The following is a 16,171-nucleotide window of genomic DNA, read 5'->3' on the forward strand; positions in this document are numbered from 1 at the left end:
TGACGTTTACCAGCCGCGGGCACGCCACAGTGGAAGGTTGGGACGTTCCTCTCCGACGGTTGTGGCGTCGCCATGCCCGGGATGGATAACTGTTGTATCTGACGCGGGTGCGAAGATCTTCATGCAGACGTCGGTGTAGAGACTTTCGAATTCTCGGCTTCCGCTAGTTTTGCCGAGCCTACCCGGGAACAGAGAATCGCCAGTGAGAACGTGATCGCTGGGGTTACCGTGCAAACGTAAGGCGATGGATCCGCGGGTATGGCCTACCAGTCCAATGACGTCGAGTTCTACGTCTCCGAGACGGAACAGATCACCGTCCCACATGGTGCGGCAGGTTACTCCTGTGGTGGCCTCAATAGCCTCGGCGTCGGGTTCTCCACACCACGGCTGGGCTCCCGTCATAGTAACGATCTCCGCGAGGGCCCCGGTATGGTCCTGATGACGATGGGTCGTAATAACGGCTCCGACTTCATCGTCACCGATGAGGGCTTTGAGTCGACCGGGTTCGGCAGCTGCGTCCACGAGGATGGCGGGCCCCGCTCCGGGATGGATGAGGTAGGCATTATTGTCCATGGTGCCTACCGAGATTTTGATGAGGTCAACGTCATCGTTAACCTTGATGAGGGCGGCTTCTGAGCCCGGATCGACGTGGTAGAGCGGCATGACGATTCCTTCCTGGGACGAGCGGATAATCCGCCAGCTGTCCTGTCAGATGAGCATTGGGACGGCGAGCTGGTCAGCTCCGGCGAGACGCTCAGTTCCCCCTCGGCCCGATAGCCATCCTGCCAGTGCGCCGTCAGGTCCATGGACCGTGGTCGCGAATCCGACCCCGCCAATGCGGTCCGTCAGGCCGGAATCAGAGACGATACGCATAGCGGGCACCTCAGGACGGTCTCGCAGGCGGAAGCAGACCCATTCCAGGAGAGTACGCGCGGAAACGTCGGGGAGGTCATCGACGGTCATCCCGAGATCGAGGTCGACGTGGTGAAGAGCGATCTCTGCGAGTCGTAGTGCTGGCAGATCAGTGACATCGACGCGGATGTCGTTGGTTAGCCACACTGCAGTGCCAGGTTCCATGTCGTCGAGCGCGTCGAAGGTGGTGTTGAGGGAGCCTGCGGTGGTATCGAGGTCGATTTGCAGCTGCAGCCCGGCGCGTTCCGAACCGCGTTCGATATCGCGGTCGCGCAGTTCGTCGGAGGGGTAGAGGTGGGGGACTTTCTGATTGGTAATGACCGCTTTCGTGACGGCCTCGAAGGCTTCGGCGTTACGGGCTATGTGGGTGGCGATGTGGGCACGGGTCCATCCGGCCAGGCGACTCGGCGCCTGCCACTCGTCGTCGGATAGTCCCATGGTTGCGCCAAGAAGACGTTGCGTGGCTTCACGTTTGGCAGCCCGGATCACGTGCAAGGGAGCGCTGGGACACAGACCGGGTGGTCGTTGGGCAGCGCTCATGTCATCCAACCTAATGCCACGGGATGGAACATGCCAGATGAACGAAAGGATGGAGCCAATTTTATAGTGATGTGAAAAGGCTATCGTGTTCCGTTCTGCCAGCCGCGCAGAACTGCGGGACTGTCTTGCGCGGCCTCTACGATGACACCTGTGAGTGACCACATCATCGTCCGAGGCGCCCGGGAACACAACCTGCGCAATGTCAATCTGGACCTTCCCAGGGACGCCATGATTGTGTTCACCGGTCTGTCGGGATCGGGCAAGTCCTCCCTTGCTTTCGACACTATCTTCGCCGAGGGACAGCGTCGATATGTGGAGTCGCTTTCCTCCTATGCCCGCCAGTTTCTGGGTCAGATGGATAAGCCCGATGTCGACTTTATCGAGGGCCTCAGCCCGGCAGTTTCCATCGATCAGAAGTCCACGTCCCGCAACCCTCGCTCGACCGTTGGCACCATCACAGAGATTCATGATTATCTGCGCCTGCTCTGGGCCCGCGTCGGTAAGCCCCACTGCCCGGTGTGCGGCGAGCTCATCAGCCGTCAGACCCCGCAGCAGATTGTCGACCGCCTCATGGCGCTCGACGAGGGTACTAAGTTTCAAGTCCTCGCCCCGGTGATTCGTGGACGCAAAGGTGAGTACGTCGAGCTGTTCCGACAGTTGACGACCGATGGCTTCACCCGAGTACGGGTGGATGGAGACGTTCATCGGCTTGGACAGGTGCCACCGCTGGATAAGAAGCGCAAGCACGACATCGACGTCGTCGTTGATCGGATTGCAGTCAAGCCGTCGGCTAAGCAGCGCCTCACCGAGTCGGTGGAGACGGCGTTGGGGCTGGCCCACGGCATCGTCGGCGTCGATTTCGTCGACCGCGATCTGTCTGATCCGCACCGGGAGCGTCGGTTCTCCGAGACGATGGCTTGCCCAAATCAGCATGACATCGACATCGAGGAGCTAGAGCCGCGTCAGTTCTCCTTCAATGGGCCCTGGGGTGCTTGCCCGACATGTTCTGGTCTGGGCGCGACACTCGAGGTCGACCCGGAATTGGTCGTCCCCGATTCCGGTCTGAGCTTGCTTGAGGGAGCCATTGCGCCCTGGTCTGGGCCACGGGTGGCGAACCATTACCAGCACGTCTTTGCTGGGCTGGCGGAGAACCACGGGTTTGACGCGACTCTTCCGTGGTCCGAGTTGCCAGTAAAGGCTCGCAAGCTGGTCCTGCACGGTGATGGCGACCCGGTCATGATCTCGTACCGCAACCGATTCGGGCGGGTGCGCACCTACTCGCAGAATTACGAGGGAGTGCTGCATTATGTGCGTCGACGCTACGACGAGGCCGAGACGGACTCTGCACGCTCCCGGTGGGGCCAGTATCTGCGTGAGGTCCCGTGCCGAGATTGCCATGGCAAGCGTCTCAAGCCGACGAGCCTGGCCGTAACGGTCGGTGGGCGAAACATCGCCGAGGTCTCAGATATGTCTATTGGGGAGGCTTCTGAATTCCTCAATGCGTTGACGTTGACCGAGCGGGAAGCCACCATCGCGGGGCGAGTTATCAAGGAGGTTCGCGCCCGGCTGCGATTCCTTGTCGATGTCGGTCTCGACTACCTCACCTTGTCACGGTCGGCGGGGTCCCTGTCAGGTGGTGAGGCTCAGCGTATTCGACTCGCTACCCAGATTGGTTCGGGTTTGGTTGGGGTTCTCTACGTCCTTGATGAGCCCTCCATCGGCTTGCACCAGCGTGACAACCGACGCCTCATCGACACCCTTGTGAGATTGCGAGATCTCGGTAACACCCTCATCGTCGTCGAGCATGATGAGGACACCATTCGGATGGCGGACTGGGTTGTCGACGTCGGCCCAGGGGCCGGTGAGCACGGTGGTGAGGTCGTCGTGTCAGGAACCGTTGACGAACTGCTGGCCAGTGAGAGGTCCGTGACCGGTGCGTACTTGTCGGGCAAGAGGTCGATCCCATTGCCGGCGACCCGACGCCCCTGCACGGGACGTGAGCTCGTCGTCAGGGGAGCCCGTGAGAACAACCTCAAGGGAATGAATGTCACCTTCCCGCTAGGGCAACTCGTCGTCGTCACCGGGGTGAGCGGCTCGGGCAAGTCCACTTTGGTCAACCAAATCCTCTACACATCGCTAGCGCATCGTATCCATGGCGCCAGGACGGTACCGGGTAAGCATGAGACGATCACCGGTGTCGAGGAAATCGACAAGGTGATTCACGTCGACCAATCGCCGATCGGACGCACACCAAGATCGAATCCGGCCACCTATACCGGTGTCTTCGACAAGATCCGTGCTCTCTTTGCCCAGACCCCCGAAGCTAAGATGCGCGGCTATCAGCCGGGTCGGTTCTCCTTCAACATTAAGGGTGGACGCTGCGAGAACTGTCAGGGTGACGGCACCATCAAAATCGAGATGAACTTCCTACCTGACGTCTATGTGCCCTGTGAGGTGTGCCACGGTGCTCGGTACAACCGTGAGACTTTGGAGGTCCATTACAAAGGCAAAACGATCGCTGAGGTTTTGGATATGCCTATCGAGGAGGCTTGCACCTTCTTCGAACCGATTTCGTCGATCCATCGTCACTTCCAGACCCTCGTCGAGGTTGGTTTGGGATACGTCAGGCTCGGCCAGCCCGCGACGACCCTATCTGGTGGGGAGGCCCAGCGCATCAAGCTGGCCTCCGAGTTGCAGAAACGTTCCACGGGTAGGACCCTGTATGTCCTTGACGAGCCCACCACCGGCCTGCACTTCGAGGACATCCGCAAGCTGCTGCTGGTGTTGCAACGTCTTGTCGATCAAGGCAACTCGGTCTTCGTCATTGAGCACAATCTGGATGTCATCAAAACCGCCGATTGGATCATCGACATGGGGCCCGAGGGAGGAAATGGTGGCGGAACCGTTGTCGCCGAGGGCACTCCAGAGCAGGTTGCCGCCGTCGAGGGGTCCTACACCGGCCAGTATCTTTCGGAGATCCTGGCTGGGCACGAGGTAGCAGTCGGGGACGAACCGGCGCTCGTCGAAGCGCCAGCGGACGCCGGGAAAAGGAAAACCACCGCCAGGAGGAAGGCAAAAAAGACCACGAGCCCACGCAAGAAGTCGCGTTGAGAAAAGGTCAGGCGTTAGGAACCGCTGATAGTGAGAGTTTCGCCCTTCTGCGTGACCGTGGCCTTACCCAGACCGGAGGTAGCCGGGCCCTGGGTGACGTGACCGTCGGTTATAGCGAACTTCGATCCGTGGCAAGGGCACAGGATCGCCCCGTCATGGACCTCGTCGACCTGACAGCCAGCGTGCGGACACACCCGCACAAATCCCTTAAAGGTTCCCTTGGTGGGTTGGGTGACGACGAAGTTGGTGCCATCGATGACGACGCCTCCACCGACCGGGACATCAGCTGCTTTGACGGTAGCTGGACCGGTGTGAACGTCATTGGAGTTCTGGAAGGTGTTGCATCCGGCGACTGCGCTGGTAGCGGCTAAGGCAGTGACACTTCCAACGGTGCGCAGGACCTCGCGTCGGGTGGGGGACATTTCTCTCCTTCGTGCTCAGCGGGTACCGGGGTTGCCGGTGGATGCGGCGACGGCGCCGTGAACCATACCGGCTTCGATAAGGTGATCCACGCGATTGATCCAATGAACTTCGTACCCGTCCGGGTGCAACTCGATCATCGAGGTGGCGGTGTTCTGAAGCCCGATCCAGTGCGGTTCGCTGCCGATGGAGTGGTTTCGCAGACCAGCGGCAAGTTGTGGGGCGATGAGATGCAGCAACATCATGGATCCGATCGCGCCGTGAGCGACGATCGCGATGCACTCGTCATCATTGTGGGTATCGCGGATCCACTTGGCGATTCTGCCGGCGCGGTCAGCAGCCTCGGCGGCGGTCTCGATGCGAGCTTCGCGCCACCCTTCCTCGGTGATGGACTCGGGGAAAACAGCACGGTCTGTGATGGCCGACAAAGCTGATCGCGGCGATCCTGGATGACCGGTTTCGACGCCGTCAACGATCTGAACTGGACCTGGACGCTCGAAGATGAGGTCATTGATGATGATAGGAAGATCAAGGGCCTCAGCGACCGGGTCAGCCGTCTGGATGGTACGCATCATGGGGGAGGCATACAGCTTCGTTGGCCGAGGAGAGACCGATCCGATCCACTTCCCTAGGGCCTGAGCTTGACGTCGTCCAAGCTCGGTGAGCTCCGGGTCAGGCTTGCGACCCTGCTGGTAAGTCTCGACAGACTGCGCAGCGAAGGCATTGTTCTCGGACTGGCCGTGGCGGATGAGGAGAAGATGCACAGTTCCAGCCTACCGGCGAGTCCCGCTGAAAGGCGGCATCCCGGCATCGGCGTTGCCTCGGATGTCGGGGTTGGCTGTAGGCGACCCTTTCCCACTACCCTAACCGCGTTAGCTGAGAAGGCACCTCGTCGTGGCTAGGAGTGACGAGAATTGGTGAGCGTTGGAGGTTGTATTCGATGACGATCGAGGTAGTCGATGATTCGGCAAGGAATGTCTCAAAAACGTGGCGGAAAGTGACTTTCTCTGTCGTCGTTCCCTATCGGCCGGAATGGGTCACCGAGCCCATTGAGAATATGGCATCGAAGACTGTCGGGCCGGCGGAGGTTCTCGATTCTCTCGTTTCGAGCAGTGAAGATATACTGCAATCTTCCCGAGACCAAGCATATGAACCTCACAAATACTATTTTTCGAGGAGGATTCGGGACGCGGTTAGGATGTATCGTCACGCCGTTTATGATGCAACGAGGGAAGATGCTATTCGCGCGAAGGTTGCGGAAAGGCGGAAATCGCATAAAGGGTCTATTCTTAACATTCCCGAAGGTCTGAGTTACCTGGGTGCTGAGCGTCGGGAATACGAGGATAGTCTCGGGGCTGTCGCGGGTGGTGAAGCATTCCACTACGCCGTTCTGCATTTTCGGCTTGATGACGTCACAGACGCCGCGGTCGAAACGGCTGCCGCATGGCTGAAGCGCCCCGGAGGAGACGGTGCGAGGTATTTATCTGGTCTTCTGAGCGACATAGGTCTAGGAAGATGTTTGTACTCATGGGGAGGCTTCTCCCAAGGCAACGCTGGGTGCGGCCGCGGGAAGGCCAGTTCGCGTGATCGTGGTTGTGGTGCTGGCGGGGCGCCCTTTCTTAATTGCAACCGAATCTTCGTCATGACCTTCGCAGAAGTGGATCCTCAGGACTTGCGGCACCCGTCCTATTTCGGACACCACAAGGCATGGACTCCGGCGCAGGCCTGGCTGTATCACCTAGCAACTGGTGGGATCGGAATTTACCGAGGAGTTCCACCTAGTGACACGAGTGATGCTGCGAACGACGGGATGTTCTGCCTTGATGCGACGTGGGTAAGGATCGAGGAAGCCGGCATGGCAGTCATGACCCAGCCGGTGCTGCTCGAAGAGAGTAACCGCAAGCATGCTGGAGCCCTGTGCCTGCTGTGTCACAGTAGAATGCTCGACATCGTGATTCTGTGCCTACGGCAACGCACCTACCTTGATCGCAATGCCGAAAGTGAGGCGCGCGTCTTGGTGGGGAAGGGCCATTGGGGCGATGAGGAGTTAGACAGGCTACTCGATCGTGAGCGTTCGGTGGCCGCTTTTCTTAATGGGCTGTGGTTCACCGAGGTTTCCGGGCGTCGTGAGGCAACCCTCGTCTTGAACGAGTTTCAGAAAGTTCTTGGCACTCCCGTCTTGCTTACGGAATTGCGGGACGAACAGGAATCCTTGGTGCGAGTTGTCGAGGTGCACCGACGTATCGACAATGTTGCGATGGACAAGGCCAGAAAGGAGCAGGAGCGCCGCCGAGAGCAGCTGGAGAAGGCAGCCGAAAAGCGCCTGGAGATCATCGTCCTCGTTCTGACCGTTATATCGACGATGCTGGCGCTTCTGGCCCTTGTATCTGATCCAAATCTTGGCCTTTTCGCAGTCGGTTTCATACTCACAGGGATCGTCGCGCTCATCGGTGGTATCCGCGTCAAACGTTTATTGAGGGTGGATTGCGAAGGACAAGAAAGACAACCGTGCAGGTTTGTGACGCGACGACATCACCGAGAGACGAATGTATCGCCCTGCTCCCTGGCACGTGAACAGTGGCCCGGGTGAGCGCTTTGGTATGGTCGTGGGTCGCGAGGGCGTCAAGCAACGTTTGCCGGCTCCGCCCCGCTCGGTCGGCTTTGTGCCTGTGATCGTCGGCGGGACGGTTGAGCGGCATCAACGGCAGTGCCGCTCCCTAAAGTCACGTCCGTGGTGTGAGTGGGAAGTGATATTTCGCTACTTGCGCATAGAGTTCACCCCATGGCCGATCCGTCCAGCTACCGTCCCGCTCCGGGCACGATTCCTACCCAGCCAGGTGTCTATCGATTCAGTGATGCGCATGGCCAGGTCATCTATGTCGGCAAGGCTAAGAACCTGCGCAACCGATTGAATTCCTATTTCCAGGACATCTCGGCTCTCCACCCGCGCACCCAGCGGATGGTGACGACGGCAGCGCACGTGCAGTGGACGGTAGTTCAGAACGAAGTCGAGTCCCTACAGCTCGAATACACCTGGATCAAAGAATTCGACCCGCGGTTCAATGTTATGTACCGCGACGACAAGTCTTATCCGTGGCTGTGTTTTACCTGGACCGATGAGTATCCACGCGTCTTCGTCGGGCGCGGTGCGCACCACAAGGGGTGGCGTTATTACGGACCTTTTGGCCAGGCCTGGGCGATTCGCGACACCGTCGAGACCCTGTTGCGTGTATTCCCGATGCGCTCTTGCTCGACGGGAGTTTTCAACCGCGCGAAGAACCAGGGACGTCCCTGCCTACTCGGATATATCGGTAAGTGTTCGGCTCCCTGCGTTGAACGGATCACATCCCAGGCTCATCGCGAGATCGCTGACGAGTTCTGTGATTTCATGGCCGGGCGGACGACGAAAATTGTCAAGCGGCTTGAATCCCAGATGGCGGAGGCCTCTGAGAACCTTGAATTTGAACGCGCTGCGGTGATCCGGGATTCCTTGGGCGCTTTATCCAAAACTTTGGAGCGCAACGCTGTCGTACTTGGTGATGGTACTGACGCGGACGTCATCTCCATGGCGCTCGATCCGCTCGAGGTCGGCGTCAAGATTTTCCATGTCCGAGGTGGCCGCATCCGTGGTGAACGCGGTTGGGTCGCTGATCGTGCTGACGATGCCGACGAGGCCGAGCTCATGGAAACCTTCCTGACTCAGTTGTACGGCGTCAATGCCAGTGACGGTCAGGTCCGCGACGATGGGCACGGCAATGCTGTTCCGCCACTGGTGATCGTCTCCGCCGAGCCTACGAACCCCGACGTCATGTCGACGATTCTCAGCTCCGAACGCGGCTCCCACGTCGAGATTCGTGTCCCGCGCCGTGGTGACAAAGCGACTCTCATGGACACCGTCACTCGCAATGCCCAGGAAACTCTTGCCCAGCACAAGCTCAAGCGGGCCTCTGACCTTGCTACCCGTACTCGCGCTCTGGAAGAAATTCAGGAGTCACTCGGCTTGGACCGCGCCCCGCTACGGATAGAGTCCTACGACATTTCCCATATCCAGGGCACCAATGTCGTCGGGTCGATGGTGGTCTTCGAAGACGGTATGCCCCGCAAGTCTGAGTACCGTCGTTTCAGCATCAAGGGATTTGAGGGGTCCGACGACTTCGCCGCTATGCACGAGGTGCTTTCTCGTCGACTGCGTCGCCTCATCGAGGACCGTGATGCCATGGCCGCTGCTCAAACTCCTGACGGCGACGTTGGCTCCCTTATCGATCCGACTACCGGATCCCCTCGGAAATTCGCCTACGCCCCGCACCTCATCGTCGTCGATGGTGGTGCGCCTCAGGTGCATGCCGCCCAGCAGGTGCTTGAAGAGTTCGGCCTGGAGGACGAAATCGCGTTGTGTGGCCTGGCCAAGCGCCTGGAGGAGGTGTGGCTTCCTGACGAGGAATGGCCGGTCATTTTGCCGCGAACTTCCGAAGGACTCTACCTGCTTCAGCGTCTGCGTGATGAGGCTCACCGTTTCGCTATTACCTTTCACCGGTCTAAGCGTTCCAAGGCCATGGTGGAGTCCGTTCTCGACGGTGTGTCGGGGCTGGGAGAGACCCGGCGCAAAGCGCTCGTCTCCCACTTTGGATCGGTACGGTCGCTACGCAAGGCCACCGTTGACGACATTGTCGAGGTGCCAGGCTTTGGCCCGAAACTCGCTGGCGAAGTTGTCGCAGCTTTGTCCCAGGACAAACCAGCCGAGGCCATCAACACCGCTACTGGCGAGGTTGTTGACGCCAACGGCCCAGACGCAGGGAGATAACGGCACTACCCTTGAGCTGTGAGCACCGAGCAGACGACGAAGACCCCACGAGTTGTCATTATCACCGGCATTTCTGGTGCTGGGCGTCGTACCGCAGCTCACGCTGTGGAGGACCTTGGCTGGTACGTCGTCGATAATCTTCCGCCCGCTATGTTGGGGGCCCTCGTTGACGAAATTGCCGCCAATAACATTGATCGCCTAGCGGTGGTTCTCGATGTGCGTAGCCGCATCATGTTTGACGCCCTAGGGGTGGCCGTCAATGCGCTCGACGAGCGCGGCATCGACCCTGCCATCGTCTTCTTGGAAGCGTCCGATGAGACAATTGTGCGCCGCCAGGAGTCCAGCCGTCGTCCGCTGCCGCTGCAACAAGGTGGTCATCTGCTCGACGCCGTTGCCCTTGAGCGGCGGATGCTGTCCGACCTGCGAGCCGAGGCTGATCTCGTCATCGACACCACGTCGATCACTGCCCGCCAGCTAGCCCAACGCATCGACCATGCCTTTGCTGAGGGGATTGACGAAGGGCTGGCATTCCAGGTGATGTCCTTCGGGTTTAAGCGTGGGGTCCCGATCGACGCTGACCTCGTCTTTGACGTCCGCTTCTTGCCAAACCCTTATTGGGTCCCTGAGCTGCGTCCCAAGACCGGTCTGTCTTCTGACGTTGCCTCCTATGTGATGGCCCAAGCTGGTGCCACAGAGTTCATTGACCGTGTTGAACAACTCCTGGGTGGCATGGCTCCGGGGTATCTTCGGGAGGGCAAGAAGCAGGTCACGGTGGCCGTTGGTTGCACAGGCGGAAAGCATCGCAGTACCGCCATCTCCGAGGAGCTGTCCACTCGGTTAGCAGCTCGGGGGCACCGTACCGCCGTCCTGCACCGAGACCTCGGGAAGGAATGACGATGGTGTCAACCCCCTCCAAGCTGCCGGTCGTTACGGCCTTTGGCGGCGGACATGGGCTGGCTGTGTCCCTGCGAGCACTGCGCCGTCTTACTGACCAGCTGACCGCCGTTGTCACCGTTGCTGATAACGGTGGGTCCTCAGGTCGGTTGCGCGACGAGTTCGACATTCTGCCCCCCGGCGATCTCCGCCGCGCCTTGGCCGCTCTATGTGCCGATGACCGCTTAGGACGTACTTGGGCTGAGGTTCTGCAAGCTCGATTTAATGGAACTGGCGAACTCGCCGGTCACGCCATTGGCAACCTCCTGATCGCCGGACTATGGCAAGAACTTGGCGACCCGGTTTCCGGGCTCGACATGGTGGGTCAGCTTCTTGACGTTCGCGGACGCGTCCTGCCGATGTCCCTCACCCCACTGGACATCAGTGCTCAAGTCGTTGGTCTTGACCCCAATCGGCCTGATGAGGAGTACACCCTCACTGGGCAAGCTACCATCGCGAAGACTCGGGCAGAGGTCCTTAAGGTGGGGCTAGAACCTTCCGAGCCAGATGCGTGTCCCCAGGTGCTGGAGGCGATTCACGCGTCTGACAACCTTGTGCTCGGTCCCGGGTCGTGGTTCACATCCGTCATGCCCCACCTGCTAGTGCCGCAGATCGTCGACGCGATTCTGGAGTCGAAGGCGCGAAAAATCCTCACGCTTAATGTCTCCGGTGCTGACGAAACTGATGGGTTTAGCCCAGCGCGGCATTTGGAGGTTATCGCCGAGCATGAGCCACGGATGCGCTTTGACGTCGTTCTCGTTGATCGCGGGTTTGCCGGCCAGGACCCTCATCTGGAATCGTTTGCTCGCAATCTCGGTGCTGAAATCGTCGTTGACGATCTGGCTATGCGTGACGGCTCGGCCCGGCACGATCCACTGAGACTAGCGTCGGCCTATGCCAACATCATGGGGGTTCAGCCCCGTTGACCGTCGCCTAAGATCACCTTGTTATTCCCGTTACCCCTTCCGGAGGCTAGACCCACATGGCGCTCACCCTGCAGGTGAAAAACGAGCTTGCGACAGTGCCGGTGCAGAAACTGTGCTGCCGCCGATCCGAGATCGCGGCCACCCTACGATTCGCTGGCGGCATCCATCTGGTGCAGCATCGCCATCTTACGATCGAGGCAGAAGTCGACACGGGGGGAGCTGCGCGACGACTGCGTCAGTCCATTCAGGAAGTCTTCGGTTTTGACACTGATCTCGTGGTCGTCAATGGCGCTGGGCTCCACAGCAACACTCGCTACCTCATAAGAATGGTGCGCGGAGGTGCTGATTTGGCTCGTCTGACCGGACTGCTTGATCGTCGTGGGCGTCCAGTGCGGGGCCTTCCGGTTCCTATTGTGGGTGGCGGACGATGCTGCCAGGCCGCTGCGTGGCGCGGAGCTTTCCTGGCCCGCGGATCGCTTACCGAGCCGGGGCGCTCCATGGCGATGGAAATTACCGCTCCCGGTGAGGAGGCCGCCATGGCCCTCGTCGGGGCTGCTCGGCGTCTGGACATCACCGCGAAGCAACGTGAGTCTCGTCACGTCGATCGGGTGACGATACGCGATGGTGACGCTATCTCGGCGATGCTCACCCGCATGGGAGCACACGAATCTGTGCTGGCTTGGGAAGATCGTCGGTTGCGTCGGGAGGTGCGAGCATCTGCCAATCGGTTGGCTAATTTCGACGACGCTAACTTGCGTCGCTCTGCGCGAGCCGCTGTTACCGCTAGTGCCCGGGTGGAACGAGCCCTAGAAATTCTCGGAGATTCCGTTCCGGACCATCTGAGAGCAGCTGGCCGACTTCGACTCGAGCATCGAAATGCCAGCTTGGAGGAATTGGGCAAGGTGCACGAGCCTCCGTTGACGAAGGATGCTATTGCTGGTCGGATTCGTCGCCTGTTGGCTCTAGCGGACAAGACGGCCCGAAGCAACGGCGAGCCCACCACGTTGGAGAGCCTTCCTGTCGAGATGCGTGATGATCGTGGCTGACGGCCATTACAGCGCGGTTACAGGGTAAACGTAAGCCTGGCTCCATTCCCACGTGGGAAGGTATTCGTGCAACCTTGTGATCATTCGTGCGATGACCTGATCGGTGCTGGTGATCGTTCGCCCGTGGCATTGGCTTAGTAATGGGCCCTAGGGTTTGTCCATTGCCCTTAGTCGCTATGCTTAGAGATGTCCGAGTGCTGAACGCACAAACCTCATTTGGAGGAGATCCCTTAATGACCGTCAAGGTTGGTATCAACGGTTTTGGCCGCATTGGCCGTAACTTCTTCCGCGCCCTTGCTGAGCAGGGCGCCGACCTCGAGGTGGTCGCTGTCAACGACCTCACCGACACCAAGACGCTGGCCCACCTCCTGAAGTACGACTCGATCATGGGTCGTTTCTCCGGTGAGGTCAGCTACGACGATGACTCCATCACCGTTGACGGCAAGACCATCAAGGTTCTCGCCGAGCGCAACCCCGCTGACCTGCCCTGGAAGGAGCTCGGCGCCGAAATCGTCGTCGAGTCCACTGGACTCTTCACTGATGGCGAGAAGGCCAAGGCCCACTTTGAGGCCGGCGCCAAGAAGGTCATCATCTCCGCTCCCGGCAAGAACGTCGACGGCACCTTCGTCATGGGCGTCAACGATGGCGACTACGACAACGCGAAGCACAACATCATCTCGAACGCTTCTTGCACCACCAACTGCCTCGCTCCGCTTGCCAAAGTCCTCAATGACGCCTTCGGTATCGAGCGCGGCATCATGACTACCGTCCACGCCTACACCGGTGATCAGCGTCTGCAGGATGCTCCTCACAAGGATCTGCGTCGTGCCCGCGCCGCTGCCCTCAACATGATCCCCACCAAGACCGGTGCCGCTCAGGCTGTGGCCCTGGTCCTCCCGGAGCTCAAGGGCAAGTTCGACGGCCTTGCCGTCCGCGTTCCGACCCCGACCGGCTCTCTGACTGACCTGACCTTCCAGACCTCTAAGGAGACCACCGTTGAGGAGGTTCAGGCCGCCGTTAAGAAGGCTGCCGAGGGTCCGCTCAAGGGCATCCTGGCCTACACCGAGGACCCGATCGTGTCGAAGGACATCGAGGGCGACCCGCACTCCTCGATCTTCGATGCTACCGAGACCAAGGCCATCGGAAACCTTGTTAAGGTCCTCTCCTGGTACGACAACGAGTGGGGCTACTCCAACCGTCTGGTTGACCTCACCAAGCTCGTCGCCAGCAAGCTTGCCTGATCTCACCATCGTGAGCTGATGACGGCCCCGTGCCCATGCGGGCGCGGGGCCGTCATCTATACCCGGGCCGCGACGCTCGCGAAACATCGTTCACGACTACCACTTCAAGAAAGGGCTTCCACATGAAATCTGTTGAGGATCTCGGAGACTTGCGCGGTAAGCGCGTCGTCATTCGCTGCGACTTCAATGTCCCGCTCGACGGGGACAAGATCACCGACGACGGCCGTATTAAGGCTGCCCTGCCTACTTTGACCCAGCTGCATGAGGCTGGCGCTCGCACCACCGTGCTCGCGCACCTCGGTCGTCCCAAGGGTGCCGTCGATCCCAAGTACTCGCTGGCGCCAGTTGCCAAGCGCCTCGGTGAGCTTATGAACCTTGACGTCAAGCTTGCTGGGGACGTCGTTGGTCCCTCCGCCACTAAAACCTCTGAGTCGCTGGCTGATGGCGAGATCGCCTTGGTCGAAAACGTCCGCTTCGAGAAGGGCGAGACCAGTAAGGACGAGGCCGAGCGCGCTGAGCTCGCTCAGAAATACGCCTCGTTTGGTGAGTTTTACGTCTCCAACGGCTTCGGCGTTGTGCACCGCAAGCAGGCTTCCGTCTACGACGTTGCCAAGCTGCTGCCGAGCGCTGCTGGCTCCCTCGTTGCCAAGGAGGTAGAGGTCCTCGAAGGCCTGACCGCCGATCCGAAGCGGCCGTTCGTCGTCGTCCTCGGTGGTGCCAAGGTCGCCGACAAGCTTGCCGTCATCGATAACCTGCTCAAGGCCGCTGACACTCTCGTTATTGGTGGCGGTATGGCGTACACCTTCCTCAAGGCGAAGGGTCTCGAGGTCGGTGACTCCCTACTTGACGAAGATTCGATCGACGCGTGCACGAAGTATCTCGAACAGGCCAAGGCTGCAGGCAAGCAGATCCTGCTTCCCGTAGACGTGCGAGTGGTCTCCGACATCGATTTCGAGGCCCGCACTGTCGGTCAGATCGACGTCGTGCCCGCTGACGAGATTCCTTCCGACAAGATGGCAGTAGACATCGGTCCGGAGACCGAGAAGGCTTACGCCAACGCGATCAAGGGTGCCAAGTCAGTGTTCTGGAACGGACCAATGGGCGTTTTCGAGATCAAGGGCCTCGAGCTCGGCACCAAGGCCGTCGCCCAGGCTCTTACCGAGGTTGACGGCCTTTCGGTGGTCGGCGGGGGAGACTCCGCCTCCGCCGTGCGTACCCTCGGTTTCGCCGACGATCAGTTCGGTCATATTTCTACCGGTGGTGGCGCCTCCCTCGAGCTTATGGAGGGCAAGAAGCTACCCGGAATCGCAGTACTCAAGGAGAACAACTGATGTCCCGTACCCCGATCATGGCCGGCAACTGGAAGATGAACCTCGACCACGTTGCTGCTACCTCCCTCGTCCAGGATCTCGGTGAGGCCCTCAAGGCCGCGGGATACGACTCCTCCAAGTCGGAGGCCGTCGTCATCCCGCCGTTCACCGATATCCGTCCTGTTGCCATCATCATTGATGGCGACAAGTTGCCGATCGCCTACGGTGCCCAGGATATTTCGGCTCACGACGATGGCGCTTACACCGGCGAGGTGTCCGGCGCCATGCTGTCGAAGCTGGGTTGCCGCTATGTCGTCGTTGGCCACTCCGAGCGTCGCGAGTACCACAACGAGTCCGACGAACTGGTCAATGCCAAGGCTAAGAAGGTCATCGAAAATGGAATGACCCCAATCATCTGCTGTGGCGAGGCCCTCGAGGTTCGCAAGGCTGGCAAGCACGTCGAACATACCGTTGGCCAGATCAAAGCCGACCTTGACGGCATTTCTGCCGAGCAGGTCGCCAAGCTTGTCATTGCCTACGAGCCCATCTGGGCCATCGGCACTGGCGAGACTGCCACCGCTGACGATGCCCAGGAGGTCTGCCAGGCCATCCGCGAGGCCGTCAAGGAGCTTTACGACGCCCCGACCGCCGAGGCGGTGCGCATTCAGTACGGTGGTTCAGTTAAACCGGCCAACGTCGCTGAGATCATGGCCAAGCCAGACGTTGACGGCGCTCTCGTTGGCGGAGCCTCGCTCAAAGCTGGCGATTTCTCCAAGATTGTAACTTTCTACGAGGCCTGATCAGTCAGTTTCAAGACGGTCCCCGCACCTGATGGTGCGGGGACCGTTCCCGTCCAGCCTCTGATTTACGAGCGCGATTCACGCATATTTCGAGGATCCAATGTGGGGAAGTGGCGGTACGTGGGTTACCC

13 protein-coding genes are annotated in these 16,171 nt (G+C 59.8%); 9 read left to right on the top strand and 4 right to left on the bottom strand.

All coding sequences use genetic code 11. The annotated features are described in order from the left end of the window. Positions 1–6 precede the first annotated feature (6 nt). Both CPA42_RS04385 and CPA42_RS04390 read right to left on the bottom strand, forming a co-directional pair. Complete coding sequence (locus CPA42_RS04385) at positions 7–663, bottom strand: MBL fold metallo-hydrolase (RefSeq protein ID WP_002515583.1); 657 nt, start codon at positions 661–663, stop codon at positions 7–9. Between the two features lie 45 nt (positions 664–708). After that, positions 709–1,452, bottom strand: coding sequence for a maleylpyruvate isomerase family mycothiol-dependent enzyme (locus tag CPA42_RS04390; protein WP_002550711.1), 744 nt, complete (start codon positions 1,450–1,452; stop codon positions 709–711). Positions 1,453–1,593: 141 nt separating this feature from the next. Between CPA42_RS04390 and uvrA the strand changes: the two genes are divergently transcribed. After that, complete coding sequence (gene uvrA / locus CPA42_RS04395; RefSeq protein ID WP_002519095.1) at positions 1,594–4,563, top strand: excinuclease ABC subunit UvrA; 2,970 nt, start codon at positions 1,594–1,596, stop codon at positions 4,561–4,563. A 14-nt stretch (positions 4,564–4,577) separates the two neighbouring features. On the opposite strand, the gene CPA42_RS04400 is transcribed toward uvrA, so the two are convergent. Together CPA42_RS04400 and CPA42_RS04405 are read right to left on the bottom strand one after the other, a co-directional pair. After that, positions 4,578–4,985 (bottom strand): Rieske (2Fe-2S) protein, encoded by a 408-nt coding sequence (locus tag CPA42_RS04400; RefSeq protein WP_002515646.1) that lies wholly within the window; start codon positions 4,983–4,985, stop codon positions 4,578–4,580. A 15-nt stretch (positions 4,986–5,000) separates the two neighbouring features. Continuing rightward, complete coding sequence (locus CPA42_RS04405) at positions 5,001–5,747, bottom strand: histidine phosphatase family protein (protein ID WP_002515635.1); 747 nt, start codon at positions 5,745–5,747, stop codon at positions 5,001–5,003. A gap of 176 nt (positions 5,748–5,923) precedes the next feature. Here CPA42_RS04405 and CPA42_RS04410 point away from each other — a divergent pair, with 176 nt between their 5' ends. The 8 genes from CPA42_RS04410 (at position 5,924) to tpiA (ending at position 16,040) form a co-directional block, all read left to right on the top strand. Next, complete coding sequence (locus CPA42_RS04410; protein WP_002515568.1) at positions 5,924–7,573, top strand: hypothetical protein; 1,650 nt, start codon at positions 5,924–5,926, stop codon at positions 7,571–7,573. A 192-nt stretch (positions 7,574–7,765) separates the two neighbouring features. Next, complete coding sequence (gene uvrC, locus CPA42_RS04415; protein ID WP_002515478.1) at positions 7,766–9,784, top strand: excinuclease ABC subunit UvrC; 2,019 nt, start codon at positions 7,766–7,768, stop codon at positions 9,782–9,784. Between the two features lie 18 nt (positions 9,785–9,802). Further along, entirely contained in the window at positions 9,803–10,678 is an 876-nt protein-coding gene (gene rapZ / locus CPA42_RS04420) for an RNase adapter RapZ (RefSeq protein ID WP_002515678.1), read from the top strand. After that, complete coding sequence (locus CPA42_RS04425) at positions 10,675–11,643, top strand: gluconeogenesis factor YvcK family protein (protein WP_002519094.1); 969 nt, start codon at positions 10,675–10,677, stop codon at positions 11,641–11,643. Before rapZ ends, CPA42_RS04425 begins: the two co-directional genes overlap by 4 nt. A gap of 56 nt (positions 11,644–11,699) precedes the next feature. Further along, entirely contained in the window at positions 11,700–12,689 is a 990-nt protein-coding gene (gene whiA, locus CPA42_RS04430) for a DNA-binding protein WhiA (protein WP_002515546.1), read from the top strand. A gap of 233 nt (positions 12,690–12,922) precedes the next feature. After that, positions 12,923–13,930 (top strand): type I glyceraldehyde-3-phosphate dehydrogenase, encoded by a 1,008-nt coding sequence (gene gap, locus CPA42_RS04435; protein WP_002515621.1) that lies wholly within the window; start codon positions 12,923–12,925, stop codon positions 13,928–13,930. A gap of 122 nt (positions 13,931–14,052) precedes the next feature. After that, positions 14,053–15,261: a phosphoglycerate kinase gene (locus CPA42_RS04440; protein WP_002515585.1), complete on the top strand. Its 1,209-nt coding sequence runs from the start codon at positions 14,053–14,055 to the stop codon at positions 15,259–15,261. After that, on the top strand, positions 15,261–16,040 hold the full coding sequence (tpiA, locus tag CPA42_RS04445) for a triose-phosphate isomerase (protein ID WP_002515576.1): 780 nt from the start codon (positions 15,261–15,263) through the stop codon (positions 16,038–16,040). Before CPA42_RS04440 ends, tpiA begins: the two co-directional genes overlap by 1 nt. Positions 16,041–16,171: the final 131 nt, after the last annotated feature.

The sequence above is a fragment of the Cutibacterium acnes genome (assembly GCF_003030305.1).
Classification (GTDB): Bacteria; Actinomycetota; Actinomycetes; order Propionibacteriales; family Propionibacteriaceae; genus Cutibacterium; species Cutibacterium acnes.